Source organism: Acinetobacter sp. 16, assembly GCF_033439925.1.
Taxonomy (GTDB): Bacteria; Pseudomonadota; Gammaproteobacteria; order Pseudomonadales; family Moraxellaceae; genus Acinetobacter; species Acinetobacter junii.
In genome coordinates this window covers 141807-161963 of record NZ_CP137746.1, presented here as the reverse complement: position 1 = coordinate 161963, position 20157 = coordinate 141807, and the positions used below count along the sequence as shown (strand labels likewise).

Sequence of the window (20157 nt, the reverse complement as noted above, 5' to 3'; positions counted from 1 at the left end):
TTAGTAACACAACCTAAAACATTATTATTTTTCGATGGTTATTACTAATGAAACTACTAAGCAAATTTTTTAGTGTGTATTTGAACAATATAAATGTAAACAATAAATACTTTAATTTTAGAGATTTTAAGGAAAATAAAAAACCTTTGATTTAACAGAATAATTTTAAAAAAAACTTATCAGTATTTAGATCTGATCTAAACTTTCTGCGAGACAATAAAATATGTCAAAATCAAAAAAGGGGATTCAAAATTACCGTGTAGCTGTAAAAAATCTGCACTTAAAGTGTTATCCAAAATGTATGCATGCATATCAAATATGGATAGCTTTATTCCTCCAATTGAGTGATAAACAACAGAACTACCATCTTGATTTAGCTTTTAAACAGAATATCGACATTCCACTCATTACCACTAACACACTGGGTCACTATTTTTTTAGTAGTCATTTCAGCTGGATCTATGCCTATTTTTACAACAAGAATAAAAATGAATTTACGTTTAGAGCTTATGAGAAAAATAATTCCTACGAATTCACAATCCAGGCTTTAAGCGAAGTAATGGCCTTACTGTGTTCCGGATTACATCACTCAATTCATGGCTTAGATATCATCGCGCATTGGCTAAATGAACAATACTTAGCCGCACATCTTCAGGAAGTTTTCGGACAGGAAGTTTTAACTATCAATCATCTAAGAGAATTATCAGGGCTATCTAAATCCCAAAGTCCAGTAAGTTCTATTTCAAATTATGCTGGTCCACTTTCATTAGAAAAAATTCTGGCTGGAATATCATCATGAACGGATATAGTTACTTAGAAGATACTCAAGAATTAAAACTTGAGTCGTTTCGAAATTTCTATCGAGCACTGGCAGAAGTAAAGCTAGAAAGTTTTCAAAATTCAATCAAACTCAATGACTTCATCAAACCTACTGAAATCGTTGAGCTTAACAATATTATAAATCAACAGCTTGCAGAAAAATCAATCAGTGAGTATCCACTAGTTCACTATCTTATCGCAGTCATTAACACCCCTTCGGCATATCAAGCTAATGCCCTAAAATGGGCTATTTTCAATACTCAATGTATTGAATTGCTTGATAGCAAAGAACATGCAACCACCGTAGCTAATCTTTGTATGCGCTTTCGTTTAGCCAGCACAAAGCGAGAATACCACTGGCTTTATAACTTCTTACCAGCTCTTCCCATAGAGTGGAAGGATTTATATGAGTTTTTAAATTTAGCTGAAACGGAGAATAAAAAGCTACTTGAGCGCTCCACACCAAATTTAACCACGAAGCAAATTGGACAACTAGCAGATATTCGCGTTATTTATACCTATGCGCATACGCAAGCAGATCGTCAAAAAAGACATCGAGAAAGCCGTCCAAGCACCCAAGAAACCCTTCAAACTGATGTTAGAAAGGCATCAAAAATAACGCTCGACGATGAAATAACCTATCAAACTCATTTTGAACGTTGCGAGGCAAAATTGCCTATTGAAGAGACAATGCAGGAAACTGTCGAAGATCATAATTTCGAATTTAATGCTTTAGAACAACACTCCATTACAGCTCAAATCAATAATCTCAAGAACAGAGTTCTGCATAAATACAAAAATGAGTTAATGAACAAACCAAACCCTAGAGTTTTCGATTTGCCTACGGCACGATATATTATGGGTATTTTATTTGAACAAGCAGAAAATTCTCCAATTCATGCTTTGCTTTTGTTTTCAGCCCTTAGTTTCACGCATTATGAAGAGCTGCTAGTATTCCGAACACGTTTCTTGCTAAGCTCAAAAAGTAAAGAAATCCGCTTCAGTCATGAAAACTGTTTTTTTCGTCAAAGTATTGATAGCTCTAAATTTAAAGATACATTTTTAAAAGAATACATGCTCAATATCGGCAATTCTTTTACCATTCCCTTACCCAAAGTTTATTTGACGCAGATACTTCAGCTAAAAAAGTGGGATAAAGCCGATATTTCTTCAGAGGTACAAGAATATATACGTAGAATCAACAATGATCTTACTTTTCCTTTAACAACTCAAAATCTTCCTCGTTTAATCAGTGACATTACATTGAATGAACTAGGATATGAGTTAGAAAGTAAATTATTCGCTGGGGAGAATGTTAACAACTACACTCCATGCCATTATTTTTCAACAAAAATTATTGATATCTTAGATATTTATATTCAAACACTTGATCTGGTTGGTCCTCAGCTTGACACTGGATATATTGAGGAATTTAAATCCCCTATTACGTTTGGCAGTCAGCAAGTACCTGATCTTCCATTTGTCCAGTCCTTTTTTTACCAGCTTGACCATCAAGTTCGGAATAATCCAAATCCCTTTCAGACCTTAAATCATTATTCACTCTGGCTGTGGCATGTTTGTATGCTCATCACGTCGGCACGACCAAGCGAATCTTTCCCACCCAATCTAGATTATATTGACCTCGACAATCAATTGATGGCTGTTGCAGATAAAGAGCAGCGTTATTCGGGCACCATTGGGCGATATCTACCGTTTAATGATTATCTTCGTGATGAAATACAGTATTACCTAAAATATTTAAAACACTTTCTCTCCCTCACTAAAGCTTATCTACCTCAAGAAAAAGTACAAGCAATTCATGAGGTCCTTGATGGCAAGCGTCTCTTACTCTTATTTTATGACTCAAAAGAATATATCAGAAATCTGGAACTCTCTGATATTCAAAAATACTGTACAGAAATAGCCTTACAACGTAATTGGACCCGTCATTTTACTCGTTATTTTTTTGCCCAATACTGTAATGAAGATGTAGTTAAGGGCATCTTTGGTCACGATGAGCCCATGCAAGAACTGTTTGACCGCTATTCAGCTTTTCAGACAACGGATTACGATCAAATTAGAGCAGCACAAGACAAGTTGGTCAAAACCTTAGTGCTTAAAAGCATGTCAAATTTCACGGGAATAATGATTACATGAGCAAACATCCTCACTCGCTCAAACGATTAAAGAAACATAGAGATAGAAAAGCGTTTCTTCTGCAATTATTTAGCGAAAAATGCTCAGAGATGACACCTGAAAATTATCCTGAAGTTTATCGACAAATTGATGATCGACTTTTAGAGCACTGTAAATCCTATATCCGAAGCTACCAAATAGCACGTATAGAATTTGCTAAATATATCAGGCGCTTTAATCTTTTATCGAATCAACACTATCCGGTGCCTGCCGCACCCGTGAGGCACGAAAGGACTCTGCCGCAACAAAATATTGAAACCTTAAAACATGGTAAAAAAGTTACTCAATTTGCCCAAAATATGATTGCTTACTGGACAAAACATAATGACTTCAGTCCAACCCAATCACTTGGCTTCTGTTTGATCAGTTCAATATTATTCAATGGCATTTATAACCATACCGAACTGCAAAAGTTTTTAAAAATCATTTTAAAAACAAAGAAATTTCAAAGTTTTTTAAACCTGAATCATATGGTTACACTCGAAATCCCGAACCGACATTTCGGTAATCAGCGTATAAATGACCCTGATTTTTCAGTCAGCTATACAAAAACGTTTGTGCTACACGACATTGTGAAATGCTGGATCTACAGACTAAAACATCAAAAATTTGATTTATTTTCAGATATCGAAGATGCAGAACATCTGATTAACGCTTGTATTATTGAATGCTTCCCTGAAGAGAAGGTGCGTTGTAAAGACCTGTTAAAATACGGTTTTTACTATACACAGTTCCTGAAAAACAGCGGACTGGATCAAATGTCCATTTGTATCTTAAAAAATGAAATTTACAGTTCCAGTCCTCTCGAAAAACAATTAGAAGCTTATTTTATTCAGCCTGAACCCACGCCTACCCATACGATTCAGAATGTTTGTGAAAACCCTCGGGACCAGTCTACGATCACTATTGCGTTAGATGTAGCCGATATTTTAGTAAAGATACGTCAAGCTATTCGTGCAGAAGGCCATAGCGATCAACTCATAAAGTTATATTCCGGAGAACAATCTCCTGCCTTGGAACGTTTACTGTTGTGGACCATTCTGCGCTCAAAATTAACGGAGCCAGAACTGGACGATCTCAATAATATTATTCAGCAGCAGCAACGATTTAAGCGCAAGCTTATACGCGCAGATTTTCAGCCAATTAAACAAAGCTCTCTAAAAACCATGTTTTCACAGTTTGCAGTCGATTGGCTGCAGGCAACGCAAGACAAAGATATTTCATCATTTTCAGATGCTGATTTTGAAGATCTATATGGGGAAATGCTTCTATTAAAGAAAGAAACGACTCAAGCGACTTTACAAAAACGTCTACAGGAGTTTCATCACAAACAGACCTTATTTTTTAATGCACCCACTGTTGATCTGGATAATTTAATCCAGGTAAAAATCTGCAGAACCGCATTGATATCGCCCCATATTTTTCACCACATGCTAGAGCAGCTCGAAAATACTCAAGATATTTCGATTCAGGATAAAAATATATTTAAACTGATTTTTATTCTGGGGTTCAGAGTCGGACTACGGATCAATGAAACATTAAATATCTTTGTACGTGATTTATTTATTAGTGAAGATGCTGTGATGCTCACCATTCGCAACAATCGCAATAAAAATCAAAAAAGCTACTCTGCTTACCGCAAGATTCCTCTACATCATCTACTTAAAGCCGATGAATTACATGCATTTAAAACATATAGTCAGAATAGAAAACGCCTGCTAAAAGAACAAAGAAAATCAGTTACTCAACCGCTATTTTTAAAACAGTCCCTAGAAGAGACTCATGAAAATGAAATCAATGCTCTGTTGAAACAATTGATCCATTCAGCTTTCGGAGAGCACAATTTTACTTACCATAGTCTGCGTCATTCAGCCTTTAATCATCTCTATCTGGTTTTAAAACACTCACCGCTTGCTGATGCATTTACAGACTATACGCCAAATGATCAACTACGCATCCGTTATGCATTGCTGCGAAACAAAAATACTCAGCAAACCTGGTATGCGCTTTCTCATTTTGCCGGGCACCTAACACCTGAAACCACTTGTTCAAGCTATCTGCATTTGATGCATCTGGCGATCAGTTATCAGCTGAATCAAATGCACAGCCCACTTCCTAAAGAAGCCTATTTTAATATTCTGAAACATGATGATGCTATTAAATATCCTGTTCAGCAACGGGCGATCAAACAGTTTTTATTTGATCAACTCACTAAAGACCGTTACAGGCAACATGATCATCAATATCAACTAGGGCAACAGAAATCGCCTGATTCGCTGATGCTAGGAGCACATGACTCAGAAATGACTTTTGAGTTGTTGCATCACATTCTTGCAGTAAAAAAAGAAGAAGATCTTCTGTTACCTGAAGCCATTCCTTTGCAAATCGCACAAAAATTACGTGCCAGAGCTCTGCATTTGAAAACTTCCTGTGTAAACCAAAAAAAATCTTCCCGACTATTTACCACGGACTTTTCAAGGAAAGCTCCCGATGCATTAGTCACCATGTTACCGACCAATCAAGAAGAAAAACAGATCATCCATCATGTTCAGGAACGCTTCATAACTGTACATACTCAATATGAAAAACAGCTCAATACGATCTACTCAATTTATCTTGAAAAAGTTCAGCCCAATTCAGCCCAGTTAATTTTTGAACTGAATGAAAAACGGCAACTGAAGAAACTTCTTTCTTTTATTCATAGCTTATTTCCCAAAAAATATCTTCATTTAGAACTCTCTCAGCAGAGCAAGACAGAGCTCAAAAACACATTACAGGATTTAGCATTACGGACAGAAAATTTTAGCCTGAATGAGGAGGAAGAGCGAATCAAGTTCTCTTTCAAGTATAAAGATGCAAAAGCACTTGGAGTATTCAAGTTACTGATGTATCTCATGATAGTTTCTCATCTTTAGTGCAAATTATTGGATAAGTTTGCCACGCATTCTTATTCGTGGTTTACCAGTCATTCCTGTAATGATTTAATATGGACTTCCAAGCGTGAGTGATTAAATTAATCATCTTAAAGAGCAATAACTGTTTGTCCCACTAGCCAAATAATGTCTGTCCAAGTTAGCACAAAATTTAATGATCATTTAAACAAGAATTTGCAGTATTGATTTACAATTCGAAGTGAATAAAAAAGCATAAATTGCCGCAGCACAATGAAATTGAAGAAATATTTTCAGAATATGATGAATAAGTTGTGAATCGGTACCCAATAAGGTATCAGAAAAGATAAACCCCTGCCCATAACCTCATTGCTCCAAACCACTTGTGCCAGATATTCCAGATTAACCTGATAGCAAATACCGGTTCCTCGCGACAACAGGCGAAACTGATTGAGCTTAAAGCAAGTTGTTAGGCTCTATTAGATTGTAAATGTCTAATTAGACTTCTTTAATCTAATAAGATCTAATCAGGCCAATTAAGCACCCTCCTTACCGATCAAATGGCTTATTTTATAAATCCATTATTTTGTGTTTTAATAGATATATATATAGATATAAGACCCAATATTATGGATTTAAAATTTAAAAAACCTGAAGAGGTTGTTACTTTATTATGTGAAAGGCTTCGCAAAGAACGACTTTATCTGGAAATGACTCAGGCAGACGTCGCTACACGTGCTGGTATTAGTGTGAATACAGTATCTAATCTGGAAGCTGGTCGAAATGTTTCATTTGAAAATTTAGTACGCGTTGCCATGGTATTGGGCCGATTAAAAGAAGTAGAGGAACTCTTCAAACCTCATTTAAACAGTGTAAATGACATTCTCCGCTATGAGAGCAATACGGCTCGCCAACGTATCAAAAGGAAATAAGTCCATGCTCAAAAAACTTAATGTTTACTACAATGGATGGGGTGAATATTGGCTTTGGGGCACACTGGTCTCCTCAACCGCAATCACAGGTCGGCCATTAATCGCCTTTGAATACAGTGCAGAAGCGATCAGTAAAGGTTTAGAACTTTCCTCTTACCTACTTCCATTAAAAGGTGACCCATTAAGAACGAACTTTCCTGCACATCAAATGGGATTGCCAAGTCCTATATATGATGCCTTACCCGATGGTTGGGGCATGCTACTTATGGATCGCTTATTTAAAAAAAATGGATTCAATCCTGCACGGATTGGGCCATTAGAAAGACTCACGTATATTAATACACATGCGATGGGGGCATTATCCTTTGAACCTTCAGCACCTGAGTTAGCATTAACTAAAAATATTCCACTGATTAAACTCGCTCAAGAAGTTCAGGAAGTTCTCAAAGGAGAAGGTGCAGAATTTTTACAGCATTTATTAATTATGGGTGGATCTCCGCAAGGTGCAAGGCCAAAAGCACTCGTCTATCGTGATCCTGTCACCAACGAATTCTCAACAGTTAGCTCACATCAACATGAAGCATGGCTGATCAAATTTCCCGCTCAGCAAGAGCATCCTGAAGTTTGTGCAATTGAAGCTGTTTATGCAGAATGTTTACGTCATTGTGATATTGATACCCCTGATACTCAATATTTTACTCTTCCGAATGGATTAACCGCATTTGCATCAAAAAGATTTGACCGCCATGATGGTATGCGTATCCCTATGCAAAGTTTAGCTGCCTTCACCGGAGCTGATTTTAAATCACCAGGGAGTTTAGACTACAGTAACTTTCTTCGCGCTGCACACTTTTGCACCAATGATGTTCGCGAAAAAGCAATTGCATTCAAGCGAGCTGTTTTCAATGTAGTCTTCAATAATCGAGATGATCATTGCAAAAACTTTTCATTTCTGATGTCCCATAATGGGCAATGGAAACTCGCTCCTGCCTATGATGTTACTTTCTGTGAAGGACCAGGTGGATATCATCAAATGGATATCATGGGTGAGGCACTGGATATTCCTCGACAAGCTCTTGTAAAACTTGGTACTCAGGAAGCGGAACTTTCTGCCCAAGAAGTCGATGAAATTATTAGTTCGATTTGTAAGGTTGCAATCCGATTCAGCAATATCGCTCATGATCTATTACCTGGACAAATTCAAGCAGAGACTCTCCAAATGATCCAAAATAGGATTGAGCATAATATTCATTTATTGAATTGAATATAAAACATTTTCATGAGGATTAAGAATCATTATATTAAATCATATAATATTGTTATTTCTCATGAAAATCAGTATCAAAAAATAGGTGACTTTTACAAACTAAAATGTCTAAAATAAAGTGACCAAAATACCCTTAAATGATCTAAATTACTAAAAATTTTACTCCACCAAAAAACATATACTATTAATTAAATCATATACTTATAATTAGAGTCATTTAATGGAATAAATCTCGGTGACCTTGCCAAGGTTGGGGTCGCGAGTTCGAGTCTCGTTTCCCGCTCCAAATTTAAAAAGCCCTAGTCGAAAGATTAGGGCTTTTTTCTTATCTATAGATTTTGCAAACTAGGATTGTTCAGTAATCTTCGTTTTTAAATCTAGCTCATTTGATTGCTGATAAGTTTCAGCAATTCGGTCACGCGGCATAAAAGTTGTTGCAATAATTGCTATCATCGCCATCGAACCAATATAAATCATAATCAAATATGGATTGCCACCACCGACACTCAACAACTTGGTTGCAATCAACGGTGCAATACCACCACCCAATACACCAGCCAACTGCACTGAAATCGAGATACCACTATAGCGAATCTCGGCAGGGAACTGACGCGCGAATAATTGTGCTTGCGGCGCATACATAATCGGGAACACCACACCAATTGCCAATACAATCGCAGTCCACACCAGTACAGGGTCTTTGGTATTGAGCATACTAAAGAATGGATAGCTAAATACTGCCAACACGCATAAGCCAAAAATAAACATATTGCGTTGACCAACCCGATCGGACAGATGTCCACACAATGGGGTCATAAATAGAATGACTGCTGCACCACAAATGGTAGCGAACAAAATCTCTTGTCGAGGGATTCCAAGTTGGGTCGTGGTATAAGCCAAAGTAAATGTTGATGCAATATAAAACCATGCGTTTTCAGCAGCACGTGCCACAATAATCGTAATCAACTGTTTTGGATGTTGTTTGAAGACCTGTAACGCAGGAACTTTAATATTCTCAGCTTGCTCTTTGACTTTTTCAAAGTCAGGTGACTCAGGTACTTTGACACGGATATACCAACCTACAGCCAGTAATACGATACTTGCGAGGAAAGGGATACGCCAGCCCCAACTAAACAGTGCTTGTTCAGGCAGTAAGGACACCAATCCTAGAGCAATTGAGGCCAGCATTAAACCGCCACCTGTACTGGCTTGAGGCAAACTACCCCAAAATCCTTTTTTACCTTCAGGTGCATGTTCAACAGCCATGAGCACAGCCCCGCCCCACTCTCCACCCATTGCCATACCTTGGATAAAACGCAAGATCACCAAGCAAATCGCAGCCCAATAGCCAATTGATTCATAAGTAGGCAACAGCCCAATCAATACAGTGGGAATACCCATCAGCATCAAAGTCAGTAACAACATGGACTTACGACCAATCTTGTCGCCGAAATGTCCAAACACTAAACCACCTAAAGGTCGTCCGATGAAGCCTACTGCATAGGTACCAAATGCTGCGAGTACGCCTGTCAGGGGATCAAGATTAGGGAAAAATAATTTATTGAAAATCAGTGCCGCCGCTGCACCATAGATAAAAAAGTCATACCATTCGATAGTGGTACCCACCATACTGGAGATACCCGCCAAACGATGTGATGACTTTTTAGGATGTGAACCGTTTCCATGTAATGTTTGCATCTTCATTTTCCTTTCTTGGAAATTTTTATTCTGAATTTTTATGCTGATGATCATGCTTGATCAAAAGTCTACGTCCTGCTTGTGTTTCTCCTTTGTGATAACAATCGGATGAGCCGTACTTAGCTCAGCTTTTCTAATATTTGCTCTAGTTCAGGATTGGCTTGTTGCCATTGCGGTTGTTTGTCTTTATCGACAATCAGTGCACGCACGCCTTCAATAAAGTCTCCATGCTCAAACCAAATATCCTGCAAATCACGTTCTAGTTGCATACATTGCTGCAAGGAAAGCCCACGTCCAAGATGTTGTAGTTTCAAGCTGGTTTGTTTTGCTACGAATGAGCGTTGTTGCAGTAGATGCAGTAATTTGCTTGCCCATGCTTTTAACTGCTCATCTTGTTCATTTTCAAGACTTTGCTCAATCTCATCCAAATGTTGAAAACCGAAATGTTTACGAATCGCTTCAGCATACTGTTTCAATTCACTTTCTGCTGGGCGGGTGATAAAGCAACTCACAATATGTTCAATGTTTTGTTGACTTAAATCGTCTTCTGCAACCAATGCATCTTGCAAGGCTTGCAGTCTTTCGCTCGGTACATGGTAGTCAATCAAATCCAAATAAAGGGCATCACTGCTACTGATTTGCTCACCTGTAATCGCCATATACACGCCTATGTCATCCAAGCGCGATAGGAAATGAGTAGCGCCGACATCTGGGAAAAAACCAATCGCTGTTTCAGGCATGGCAAAGCGTGATTTTTCACTACTCACAATGATGTGGCAGGCTTGCGCTAAGCCAAAACCACCACCAAGCACATAACCATCGAGCAGAACGATGACAGGTTTTTGGTACTCACGTATGGTGGTGAGCATCTTATATTCGGCACTAAAATAACCCTGATGATCTGTCGTGCCCAGTTTATAACTGTCATACAGATAGCGAATATCGCCTCCTGCACAAAAGGCTTTCGGGCTGTTCGATTTGATTAAAATCGCTTGGATAGCAGCATCATCTCGCCAAAGCTCAAGTTGGGCTTGAATCCCCTCAATCATCGCTAGTGATAATGCATTCAGATGTGTCACTCGATCTAAGGTGATCATGCCTAGACCACCTTGTTGCTCAATCATTAAGTGATTTTCTTTGTTCATTTTGTTGATCTCTTATTGATTTTTAAAATTTGCCTGCCGCTTTTCTACAAATGCTTGCATGCCTTCTTTTTGGTCCGCAGTGGCAAAAATAGAATGGAACATGCGTCGTTCAAATCGTAATCCTTCGGTCAAATTGACTTCGAAAGCTCGATTAATAGTTTCTTTCAGCATCATGTTTGCGGTCAGAGAACGTGTCGCAATTTGTTCAGCGGCTTGTAGGGTTTGTTCGAGTAGGTCTTCTTTGTTGAATACACGTGCAACCAAACCACTTAACTCAGCTTCTACTGCACCCATTTGTCGTGCGGTGAGGCACATTTCCATGGCTTTGGCTTTACCAATGGCATGAGTTAAACGTTGTGTTCCACCAATTCCTGGAATTACGCCCAAAGTCACTTCCGGTAAGCCGAACTTGGCATTCTCAGCGCAGTAGATAAAGTCACACATCAGTGCCAATTCACAACCACCACCCAAAGCATAGCCACTCACCGCAGCAATCAAAGGTTTACGGCGTTGGGCAATACGATCAGCAAGATGGAAAAAATCATCAAAATAAATATCAGGAAAATTTAGCTGTGCCATTTCCTTAATATCCGCGCCGGCTGCAAAAGCTTTTTCCGAACCTGCCAATACGATACAACCAATCTCACGATCCTTTTCCAGTTGGTCGAGGGCTTGATTCACTTCACTGATCAATTCACTGTTTAGCGCATTTAAAGCTTTAGGACGATTAAGAGTAATTAACCCAACACCATTACGCTTTTCCAATAAAATAGTTTGCCACTGCATCATTCAATCCTTGTTTGAGTTTTATAGACTACGTGCGATCACTAAACGTTGAATATCGCTAGTACCTTCATAAATCTGACAAATTCGTGCATCACGATAAATTCGCTCGATTGGAAAATCTTTCAGATAGCCATAACCACCAAAGACCTGTAAGGCACTTGAACAAACACGCTCTGACATTTCAGAAGCAAATAATTTGGCCATCGATGCTTCATTCAAACAAGGCTGACCCGCTTCTTTGAGACGTGCAGCATAATGAACCAGTTGTCGTGCAGCTTCGATCTCTGTTGCCATACTGGCAAGGCGGAAGGCAATCGCTTGATGCTCGAAAATTGGTTTACCAAATGTCAGACGTTCTTTGGCATAGTGCGTGGCTTCTTCTAAAGCTGCACGCGCCAAACCCACTGCTTGTGCTGCAATCCCGATACGACCACCTTCTAAATTAGCAAGTGCAATTTTCAGACCCTCGCCTTCTTTACCCAACATCAAACTTTTATGCACACGTACATCGGTCAAAGCAATCTGACAGGTATCCGAAGCATGTAAACCTAACTTTTCTTCGACACGAATGACCTCATATCCGGGTGTATCACGTGGCACGAGAAAGGCACTAATACCCTTTTTACCTGCGCTTGGGTCAGTCACGGCAAAGACGATAATCACCCCTGCATTATGACCGGAAGTAATAAACTGCTTTGCACCATTGAGAATATAATCATCACCATCTTTAACCGCGCGAGTTTTGATAGCTCCAGCATCCGAACCGGTATGAGGTTCGGTTAAAGCAAAGGCTCCGATCATTTCACCTTGGGCTAAGGGCTTTAAAAAGCGTTCTTTTTGCTCGTCATTACCAAACTTTAAAATAGGTACACAGCCCACCGAATTATGCACGCTCATAATAGTCGAGGTCGCACCATCTGCTGCTGCAACTTCTTCGAGTGCCAATACATAGGCCAAATTTCCCGTATCTGACCCACCCCATTGCTCTGGGACGAGCATCCCCATAAAACCAAGCTGCCCCATCTGCGCTAACGCAGCTTTGGGAAAGGTGCCATCTCGATCCCAATCACTGGCATTCGGTTTGATTTGTTCTTGGGCGAAACTTTTCGCCATATCACGAATTAACAATTGTTCTTCGGTAAATTGCATTATTATTTCCCTTACCCTGCTTTTGCTTGTTGCTTAGCAATTTCCTGATTACGCAATAAAAAACGTTGGATTTTACCACTCGGCGTCTTCGGCAACTCGGTGACAAACTCCACTAGACGTGGATATGCATGCGCAGAAAGACGTTTTTTCACAAATTGGCTTAATTCTTCTGCCAAAGCAACCGTAGACTGCACGCCTGCCGCTAAAATAACAAAGGCTTTAACCAGTTCGGTACGATCTGGATCAGGCACACCAATTACCGCAGCTTCAATCACCGCATCATGTTCAAGCAAAGCACTTTCAACATCAAATGGGCCGATACGATAACCAGATGTGGTGATCACATCATCGCTACGCCCTACAAAACTCATACTGCCATCACTATGTAACTCAGCGGTATCGCCTGTTAAGTAATAATTGCCAACAAAAGGTGATTTACGGCTTTCTTTATAACCACCAAACCACATCATTGGTGACTGGCTGATATCCACCGCTAAAATTCCAGCGGTGTCTGGCGGAAGCTCTTCGCCTTGTTCATTGACCACGGCAACCCGATAACCCGGACTTGGAAAACCTGCTGTACCTGCACGTATTTCATGGCTTAAACCGTGATGGTTACACACCACCATACCGACTTCAGTTTGTCCATAATGGTCATAAATCGGTGCATCTAAAACTTGTTTGAACCAGCGAATCACTTCTGGATTCAGTGGCTCACCTGCACTGCTGACCACACGGAACTGACCTTTTAACGGCGCCATTTGTGCTGGATCAGCCGCCATCATCATACGATAAGCCGTTGGTGCACCTGCCAAATTGGTGATTTGATAATCCTTGACAATTTGACACAAACTATCCGTACTAAATCCACCCTCGTAGAACAACGTCGCATGTCCCAAGAATAACGGCCCCGTAATCGCATAGTACAAACCATAGGCCCAACCCGGATCAGCAATATTCCAAAAAGCATCATCTTCAGTTAAGCCAATCGCATCTTGCATATAGCGACCAAATGCAATCAAGGCTTTTAGTGGAACTTCGAGCGGTTTTGCAGGTCCAGTAGTACCTGAGGTAAACATCAATAAGAATGGATCATGCAAATTACGCATGACTAATTCACATTGATCAAACTGCTGATTCAGCTCCTGCCAAAAATTAAAATCGCTGGCTTTGAGCACTGAACCTTCTGTATCAGCAACGGTCACGATAGCTGGACATTGTTCAACTTCATCGAGCTTGCTGCGATTGCCCACATCCGTGACGACTAATTTGCTTTGTGCAAGTTGAATACGATGCTCAATCGCTTTCGGCCCAAAAGCAGTAAACAGCGGTTGATATACGGCTCCAATTCGCCATGCGGCTAAAATCGTCACGATCAGTTCAGGCGTTCGTGGTAATAAACCCGAAATACGATCACCTGCCTGTACACCTTGTGATTTTAGAAAATTAGCAAATTGACTGGACCACTGTTTGAATTGCGCAAAGGTATATTGTTCCTTACGCCCATCTTTGCCTTGCCAGTACAAAGCAACTTTTTCACCGTCTACATGTCGGTCACAACACTCAAAGCATGCATTGAGTGCATCCAACGAACCTGACAACATTTGTTGAGCCGTATTTTCAAAATCAAATGCGTTTGCCACATCTTTATAATTCAACATCTCTATTCCCTCAGTCTGGATTTGTAGTTATTTACGACAGAGTTGCATTTATTGGTTTACAAGCCATCCAATGGCTTGATGTTTAAACTTGGTCTGGTAGGTATTGCTGGATAATGCTGGAGAAATCCAAATGCGCATTTCCACGCATACACATCTGCTGATACATCTGCTGTACCATGCCACCTAACAAAATAGGCTGTTTGACCTGACCTGCTGCCTCGACTGCCAGACCTAAATCTTTCAGCATCAGTTGTGTCGCAAAACCATCTTGATAGCCACGTGAAGCAGGCGCATTTTCATTGATATGTGGCCATGGATTACAAATCTCTGAACTCCAGCAACGACCACTTGAGGTGTTCACCACACCCGCCAATGCTTGTGGGTCGATCCCCAATTTGGCACCCAATGCCATGCCCTCTGCCACAGCAGCCATCGAGATTCCAAGAATTAAGTTATTGCAAATCTTGGCAATTTGTCCTGCGCCAACCTCGCCACAATGAATGACATTCTTGCCCATGTGGCTGAGCACAGGTTTGACTTCCTCAAAGGTCTGATCATTGGCACCCACCATAAAAGTGAGAGTACCTGCTTGCGCGCCAATGGTGCCACCCGACACAGGCGCATCACAGATGTGAATATTTTTAGTTTGCGCAAGCGCAGCGATATCTTTGATGGTCTGCGGGTCAATGGTACTGCTATCAATACACAATGCCCCTGCCTTCAAGACTTCCAACACGCCCTCCTCACCGAGGTAAACCTCTTTGACATGCTTAGCTGCTGGTAACATGGTGATCACCACATCTGCTTGTTGGGCTGCTGCTTGTGGACTGTCGCAGACCACACCACCCGCTTCAGCAAAGTGCTGATTCGCCACTTCACTGAGATCATAACCATAGACTGTAAGTCCTGCTTTGAGCAGGTTATGGGCCATTCTGCCACCCATATTTCCAAGACCGATAAAGGCGATATTCATCCCTGATTCCCCCTTAACGTAAACTAATGGTGGTATTTACACCGCCAACTTCATGGCTATCTTCAAACCAACGACTAGTAATGGTTTTGGTTTGTGTATAGAACTGTACCCCTTGCTTACCATAAGGACCTAAATCACCTAGTTTTGAACCACGCGAACCTGTAAAGCTAAAGAATGGCACTGGCACAGGAATTGGAATATTGATCCCCACTTGACCAATATCAATTAAGTTTTGGAAGGTACGTGCTGTCGCACCACTTTGAGTAAAGAGTCCAACACCATTACCAAATGGATTGGCATTGATCAGCTCAATCGCTTCTTCCAAAGTATCAACAGAAATAATTGCCAATACAGGACCAAAGATTTCTTCTTTATAGATACGCATGTCTGTGGTCACGCCATTAAAAATGGTCGCTCCAACAAAGTTACCAGACTCATAACCTTTAACTTGCACATCACGACCATCGAGTAACAGCTCTGCGCCTTGCTCGACACCACTATTGATCAAATCAATCACACGCGCTTTGGCACGTTGAGAAATGACAGGTCCGATATCTGTATTCGGCTCATGTCCTGCATTAACTTTCAAGGTTTTGGCTTTTTCAACCAACTCTTGAACCCATTGCTTACTTTCACCCACCATCACAGCAACTGAAAGTGCCATGCAACGCTGTCCTGCAGCACCAAAAGCCGCACCGACTAAAGCATTGAGGGTTTGTTCTTTGTTGGCATCAGGCATCACCACCACATGGTTTTTCGCCCCCATCATCGATTGCACACGTTTGCCATGTTGCCCTGCGAGGTTATACACATGCGTACCCACCGCAGTTGAACCGACAAAGGAAATCGCTTTAATGTGTGGATGTGTACAGAGACGATCGACTACTTCTTTGCCACCATGAACCACATTCAACACACCAGCAGGTACACCTGCTTGAATCGCAAGTTCGACCAACATCATCGTGGTTAATGGGTCTTGTTCAGAGGGTTTGAGTACGAAGGTATTGCCACAAACAATCGCCATCGGGAACATCCACAATGGAATCATGGCTGGGAAATTAAATGGAGTGATGCCCGCACAAACACCCAATGGTTGTTGCAAAGTATAGGTATCAACACCACGTGCTACGCCTTCGATGTACTCGCCCATTTGCAAAGTACCGACAGAACAAGCGTGCTCAACCACTTCTAAGCCACGCTGGATATCACCTTCTGCATCGGCTAAGGTTTTGCCTTGCTCAGCAGTCAGTACTTTCGCGATCTCTTTCATGTTGGCACGAATCAAGTCTTGTAGCTTCAGCATAATGCGCATACGTGCTTGAATCGGTGTTTGACGCCAAGTGGCAAAAGCATCTTGTGCAGCTTGAATCGCTGCATCCACTTCCTGCACTGTTGCAAAAGGTACGCGACCGATGACTTCCTGTGTCGCAGGATTGACGATATCTTGCCAGTGTTGGGTTTCAGACTCGATCAACTGTCCATTAATGAGTAGCTTAGCTGTGTCCAGCTCGATTTTCTGGATTGTATTCATAACCTCTCCATAGGCCTATTTTTATTGTGTTCAGATGTTCGAAAATAGCGATTCGTCGTATTTTCTTTTTTTAACATTTGTTTGAGACTAGCAAAGAATGCTTTGACCACCAACGCAAATTCATGCACGATTGATGTGCAAATATGCACAGGGATGACAATAACAATGAAAGTGGATTGGGATCATCTACAGTTTTTTCTGGTTTTAGCGAGAACCAAAACCTTGACCAATGCAGCACGCATTATTGGCGTGGAACACAGTACCGTAGCTCGACGGATTCAAGCATTGGAGCTGGCTTTAGGCATGACTTTGTTCAAGCGTGAAGCATCAGGTTATGAACTAACGATGGAAGGATTAGCTCTTGTTCCGCTGGTTGAACAAATGGAACAGGCCTTTCTTCAGATTGAGAAACCGCATCAACCTTTGCAAGGTCGTGTGCGAATTGGCACACCTGAAGGATTTGGTACCGCATTTCTTGCACGACTATTAGCAGAATTTTCGATTCACTATCCTCAACTCACGATTGACCTGATTCCTGTGCCGAAGATGATTAAACTCTCGCATCGTGAAGCGGATATTGTGGTGTCTATTGATCGACCAACGTCTGGACCTTATATCATCACGCGACTGTCAGATTACACATTAAAGATTTATGGCAGCCAAAACTATCTGTCTCAACATCCACCAATTCGTGGATTAGAGGATTTAACCCAACATCGTTTTGTTAATTATATTGATGATTTGGTCTATAGCCCTGAGCTGTATTGTCTAGAACGTTTACCCTTAAAACTCACTGCAAATTTTCGCAGTAGCAGTATTTTGGCACAGCAAATCGCAGTAAGTGCAGGTGCTGGATTAGCAATTTTGCCAAAATTTTTAGCCCATGATAAACCTGAACTTCAGGATGTTTTAGCTGAACAAGTACGTTTTAATCATACTTTCTGGATGCTTACCTTTGTAGATTTACAGCATGAGCCACGGATTAAACTGGTCTGGGATTATTTACGTAAACAGGCAGATAAATATCAGCATTTATTGGTTGATTAATACTTCTCGGCGTAGATATAAAAAGAGCCGATCTAGTTAGATCAGCTCTTTTTATGGGAGATGCAAATGAATCGATTAAGCCAATTCACGTCCAAGTTTACGCATACGTGGTTTGTATAATACTTGATAGGTCACCGCTAAAATCACCACCCACAACGGACTCACATACAGCGCTTTTAGCGTGTCAGGTTCGAGTGTCAAAATCACCAAAGTGAACAACAAGAATGCGATCACCACATAAGACATGAACACGCCGCCTGGCATTTTAAATTTAGACTGTTCATGTAACTCTGGACGTAATTTGCGATAGCGAATGTAGCAGACCATAATCAAGCTCCATACGCTAATAAACAGGATCACACAAAGCGAACTTGCCAAAGTAAAGGCTTCCATGGTGTTCGGGACAAAATACTGAAGCACAGCTCCACCCATGATAAATACACATGAGAAGATCAGACCATTTGCTGGCACTGCACTTTTGGATAAGCGACTAAATGAATTCGGCGCCTGACCATCTTTTGACAGACCAAACAACATACGACTGGTAGAAAAAACACCACTGTTCATCGACGACATCACCGAAGACAACACTACTAAATTCATGATGATCGCTGAGGTCACAATCCCCGCATTCAGGAATAACTCAACGAATGGACTTTTATCTGCGCGAATTTGATCCCACGGTGTCACAGCCATCACCACCAATAAAGCTAAGACATAGAACAAAATAATACGAATCGGAATCGCATTAATCGCTTTGGGAAGATTCTTATGTGGGTCTTTGGTTTCTGCCGCCGTGGTTCCAATCAGCTCCACTCCGACAAAGGCAAAAACGGCAATTTGGAAACCAGCCAAGAAGCCATCAACACCTTTCGGGAACATACCACCATGCGACCAAATATTATTGAGTGAAGCCACTGTGCCATGAGATGCGGTAAAGTGACTAAAAATCATATAGCCCCCAACCCCAATCAAACCAATAATCGCCAAGATTTTAATCAGTGCAAACCAGAACTCGACTTCACCAAACAATTTGACCGTAAGTAAATTCAACGCCAAAACGAATAATACGCGGCCCGCACTAATCAGCGCCTGTCCTATTGGAGTAAAGGTCGTTTCATCAGGCAGCCAAAAACCAAGATAATTAATCACGGCAGCTAAGTCCGCAATACCGACCAAGACCCAACCTAACCAATAGGTCCAACCCAAATAATATCCGGCCCACGGTCCAATCAGATCGTGTGCCATATCGACGAAAGATTTGTACTGTAAATTGGCAAGCAATAATTCACCGAGTGCTCGCATCAAAAAGAAGAACATGCCACCAATAATCATGTAAATAAACAAGATTGATGGACCAGCAAGGGAGATGGTTTTTCCTGAACCCATGAACAGTCCAGTCCCAATCGCGCCACCAATAGCAATCAATTGCAAATGGCGATTGGAAAGTTTTCGTTGTAAGTCTTGAGGTGCATCATCACCTGAAGACTGATTATGTATCACCGTCATAAAAAAGTTCCTTTTTACTACTTCCTAAAATGAATCGGTCGCTAATTTATGAGCTTAACCAGCTGTCCTTTATAAATGACACATTCATTTTGACTGCAAGAAAATACGTATTTGCCTTACTTTTATCTATGACAAATACGTTAATTTTCTTCTTTTTTAATCTCATTTAAACAAAAATAAAGCGATTCGCTTTATTTTTGTGCTGCAATCACTGCAATTTCAATTAACCAATTTGGATTGACCAAATCAGCTTGAATCGTAGCGCGTGATGGCGCCACACAGTCTTTTAACCAATCAACATAGATCGCATTGACCTTAGGAAAATCAGCTAGGTCTTTCAGAAAAAGCTGTACCGAAAGTAAACGTGATTTATCGCTATTTGCGGAGGCTAACAATTGCTCGATCGTTGCCAATACATCACGCGTTTGTCCTTCGATATCTAAATCAGGATTTTTAGGCACTTGTCCTGATAGATACACCACCTGATTAAAAACCGTGACTGCACTCATCACTTCGGTGCTATTGATTTTCTGGATATCTGAATGTGACATGA

Annotated in this window: 15 protein-coding genes and 1 pseudogene; 6 read left to right on the top strand and 10 right to left on the bottom strand. The window is 40.7% G+C overall.

The genetic code is table 11. The annotated features are described in order from the left end of the window. The first annotated feature begins 301 nt into the window (after window positions 1-301). Genes R2H34_RS00750 through R2H34_RS00740 form a run of 3 tightly spaced genes read left to right on the top strand, consistent with a single transcriptional unit; the run spans window position 302 to window position 5930 of the window. Window positions 302-799 carry a hypothetical protein gene (locus tag R2H34_RS00750; RefSeq protein WP_000543471.1) on the top strand — a complete coding sequence of 166 codons (498 nt, stop codon included), beginning with the start codon at window positions 302-304 and terminating at the stop codon, window positions 797-799. After that, a complete protein-coding gene (locus tag R2H34_RS00745; protein WP_087539450.1) occupies window positions 796-2976 on the top strand; it encodes a hypothetical protein in 2181 nt (726 codons plus the stop codon). The genes R2H34_RS00750 and R2H34_RS00745 overlap by 4 nt, the downstream gene beginning before the upstream one ends. Next, entirely contained in the window at window positions 2973-5930 is a 2958-nt protein-coding gene (locus R2H34_RS00740) for a site-specific integrase (RefSeq protein ID WP_318342382.1), read from the top strand. The genes R2H34_RS00745 and R2H34_RS00740 overlap by 4 nt, the downstream gene beginning before the upstream one ends. Before the next feature lie 291 nt (window positions 5931-6221). Here the strand turns inward: R2H34_RS00740 and R2H34_RS17855 are convergent. Then, window positions 6222-6358: pseudogene (locus R2H34_RS17855) on the bottom strand (hypothetical protein); the annotation flags it as partial. A gap of 177 nt (window positions 6359-6535) precedes the next feature. Here R2H34_RS17855 and R2H34_RS00735 point away from each other — a divergent pair. Then, a complete protein-coding gene (locus tag R2H34_RS00735) occupies window positions 6536-6838 on the top strand; it encodes a helix-turn-helix transcriptional regulator (RefSeq protein ID WP_087539453.1) in 303 nt (100 codons plus the stop codon). A gap of 4 nt (window positions 6839-6842) precedes the next feature. Continuing rightward, window positions 6843-8102 (top strand): type II toxin-antitoxin system HipA family toxin, encoded by a 1260-nt coding sequence (locus R2H34_RS00730; protein ID WP_100834160.1) that lies wholly within the window; start codon window positions 6843-6845, stop codon window positions 8100-8102. 348 nt (window positions 8103-8450) lie between these two features. Here R2H34_RS00730 and R2H34_RS00725 read toward each other — a convergent pair whose 3' ends face one another. The 7 genes from R2H34_RS00725 to R2H34_RS00695 all read right to left on the bottom strand — a co-directional run bounded on the left by R2H34_RS00725 (window position 8451) and on the right by R2H34_RS00695 (window position 17048). After that, window positions 8451-9803, bottom strand: a complete 1353-nt coding sequence (locus tag R2H34_RS00725; RefSeq protein WP_039047595.1) for an MFS transporter — start codon at window positions 9801-9803, stop codon at window positions 8451-8453. Window positions 9804-9922: 119 nt separating this feature from the next. Next, complete coding sequence (locus tag R2H34_RS00720; protein WP_039047596.1) at window positions 9923-10948, bottom strand: enoyl-CoA hydratase/isomerase family protein; 1026 nt, start codon at window positions 10946-10948, stop codon at window positions 9923-9925. A 12-nt stretch (window positions 10949-10960) separates the two neighbouring features. Further along, complete coding sequence (locus tag R2H34_RS00715) at window positions 10961-11734, bottom strand: enoyl-CoA hydratase (RefSeq protein WP_004956737.1); 774 nt, start codon at window positions 11732-11734, stop codon at window positions 10961-10963. Window positions 11735-11755: 21 nt separating this feature from the next. Further along, a complete protein-coding gene (locus R2H34_RS00710; RefSeq protein ID WP_087539457.1) occupies window positions 11756-12883 on the bottom strand; it encodes an acyl-CoA dehydrogenase family protein in 1128 nt (375 codons plus the stop codon). Window positions 12884-12894: 11 nt separating this feature from the next. Continuing rightward, window positions 12895-14544, bottom strand: coding sequence for an AMP-binding protein (locus R2H34_RS00705; protein ID WP_039047598.1), 1650 nt, complete (start codon window positions 14542-14544; stop codon window positions 12895-12897). Between the two features lie 82 nt (window positions 14545-14626). Continuing rightward, window positions 14627-15517 (bottom strand): 3-hydroxyisobutyrate dehydrogenase, encoded by an 891-nt coding sequence (gene mmsB, locus R2H34_RS00700; RefSeq protein ID WP_075316400.1) that lies wholly within the window; start codon window positions 15515-15517, stop codon window positions 14627-14629. Between the two features lie 13 nt (window positions 15518-15530). Next, complete coding sequence (locus tag R2H34_RS00695; RefSeq protein ID WP_004967003.1) at window positions 15531-17048, bottom strand: CoA-acylating methylmalonate-semialdehyde dehydrogenase; 1518 nt, start codon at window positions 17046-17048, stop codon at window positions 15531-15533. 165 nt (window positions 17049-17213) lie between these two features. Between R2H34_RS00695 and R2H34_RS00690 the strand changes: the two genes are divergently transcribed. Then, complete coding sequence (locus tag R2H34_RS00690; RefSeq protein ID WP_004967001.1) at window positions 17214-18095, top strand: LysR family transcriptional regulator; 882 nt, start codon at window positions 17214-17216, stop codon at window positions 18093-18095. Between the two features lie 75 nt (window positions 18096-18170). Here R2H34_RS00690 and R2H34_RS00685 read toward each other — a convergent pair whose 3' ends face one another. Next, entirely contained in the window at window positions 18171-19604 is a 1434-nt protein-coding gene (locus R2H34_RS00685) for an amino acid permease (RefSeq protein ID WP_151831162.1), read from the bottom strand. Between the two features lie 191 nt (window positions 19605-19795). After that, on the bottom strand, window positions 19796-20155 hold the full coding sequence (locus R2H34_RS00680) for a RidA family protein (protein WP_004956761.1): 360 nt from the start codon (window positions 20153-20155) through the stop codon (window positions 19796-19798). Window positions 20156-20157 lie beyond the last annotated feature (2 nt).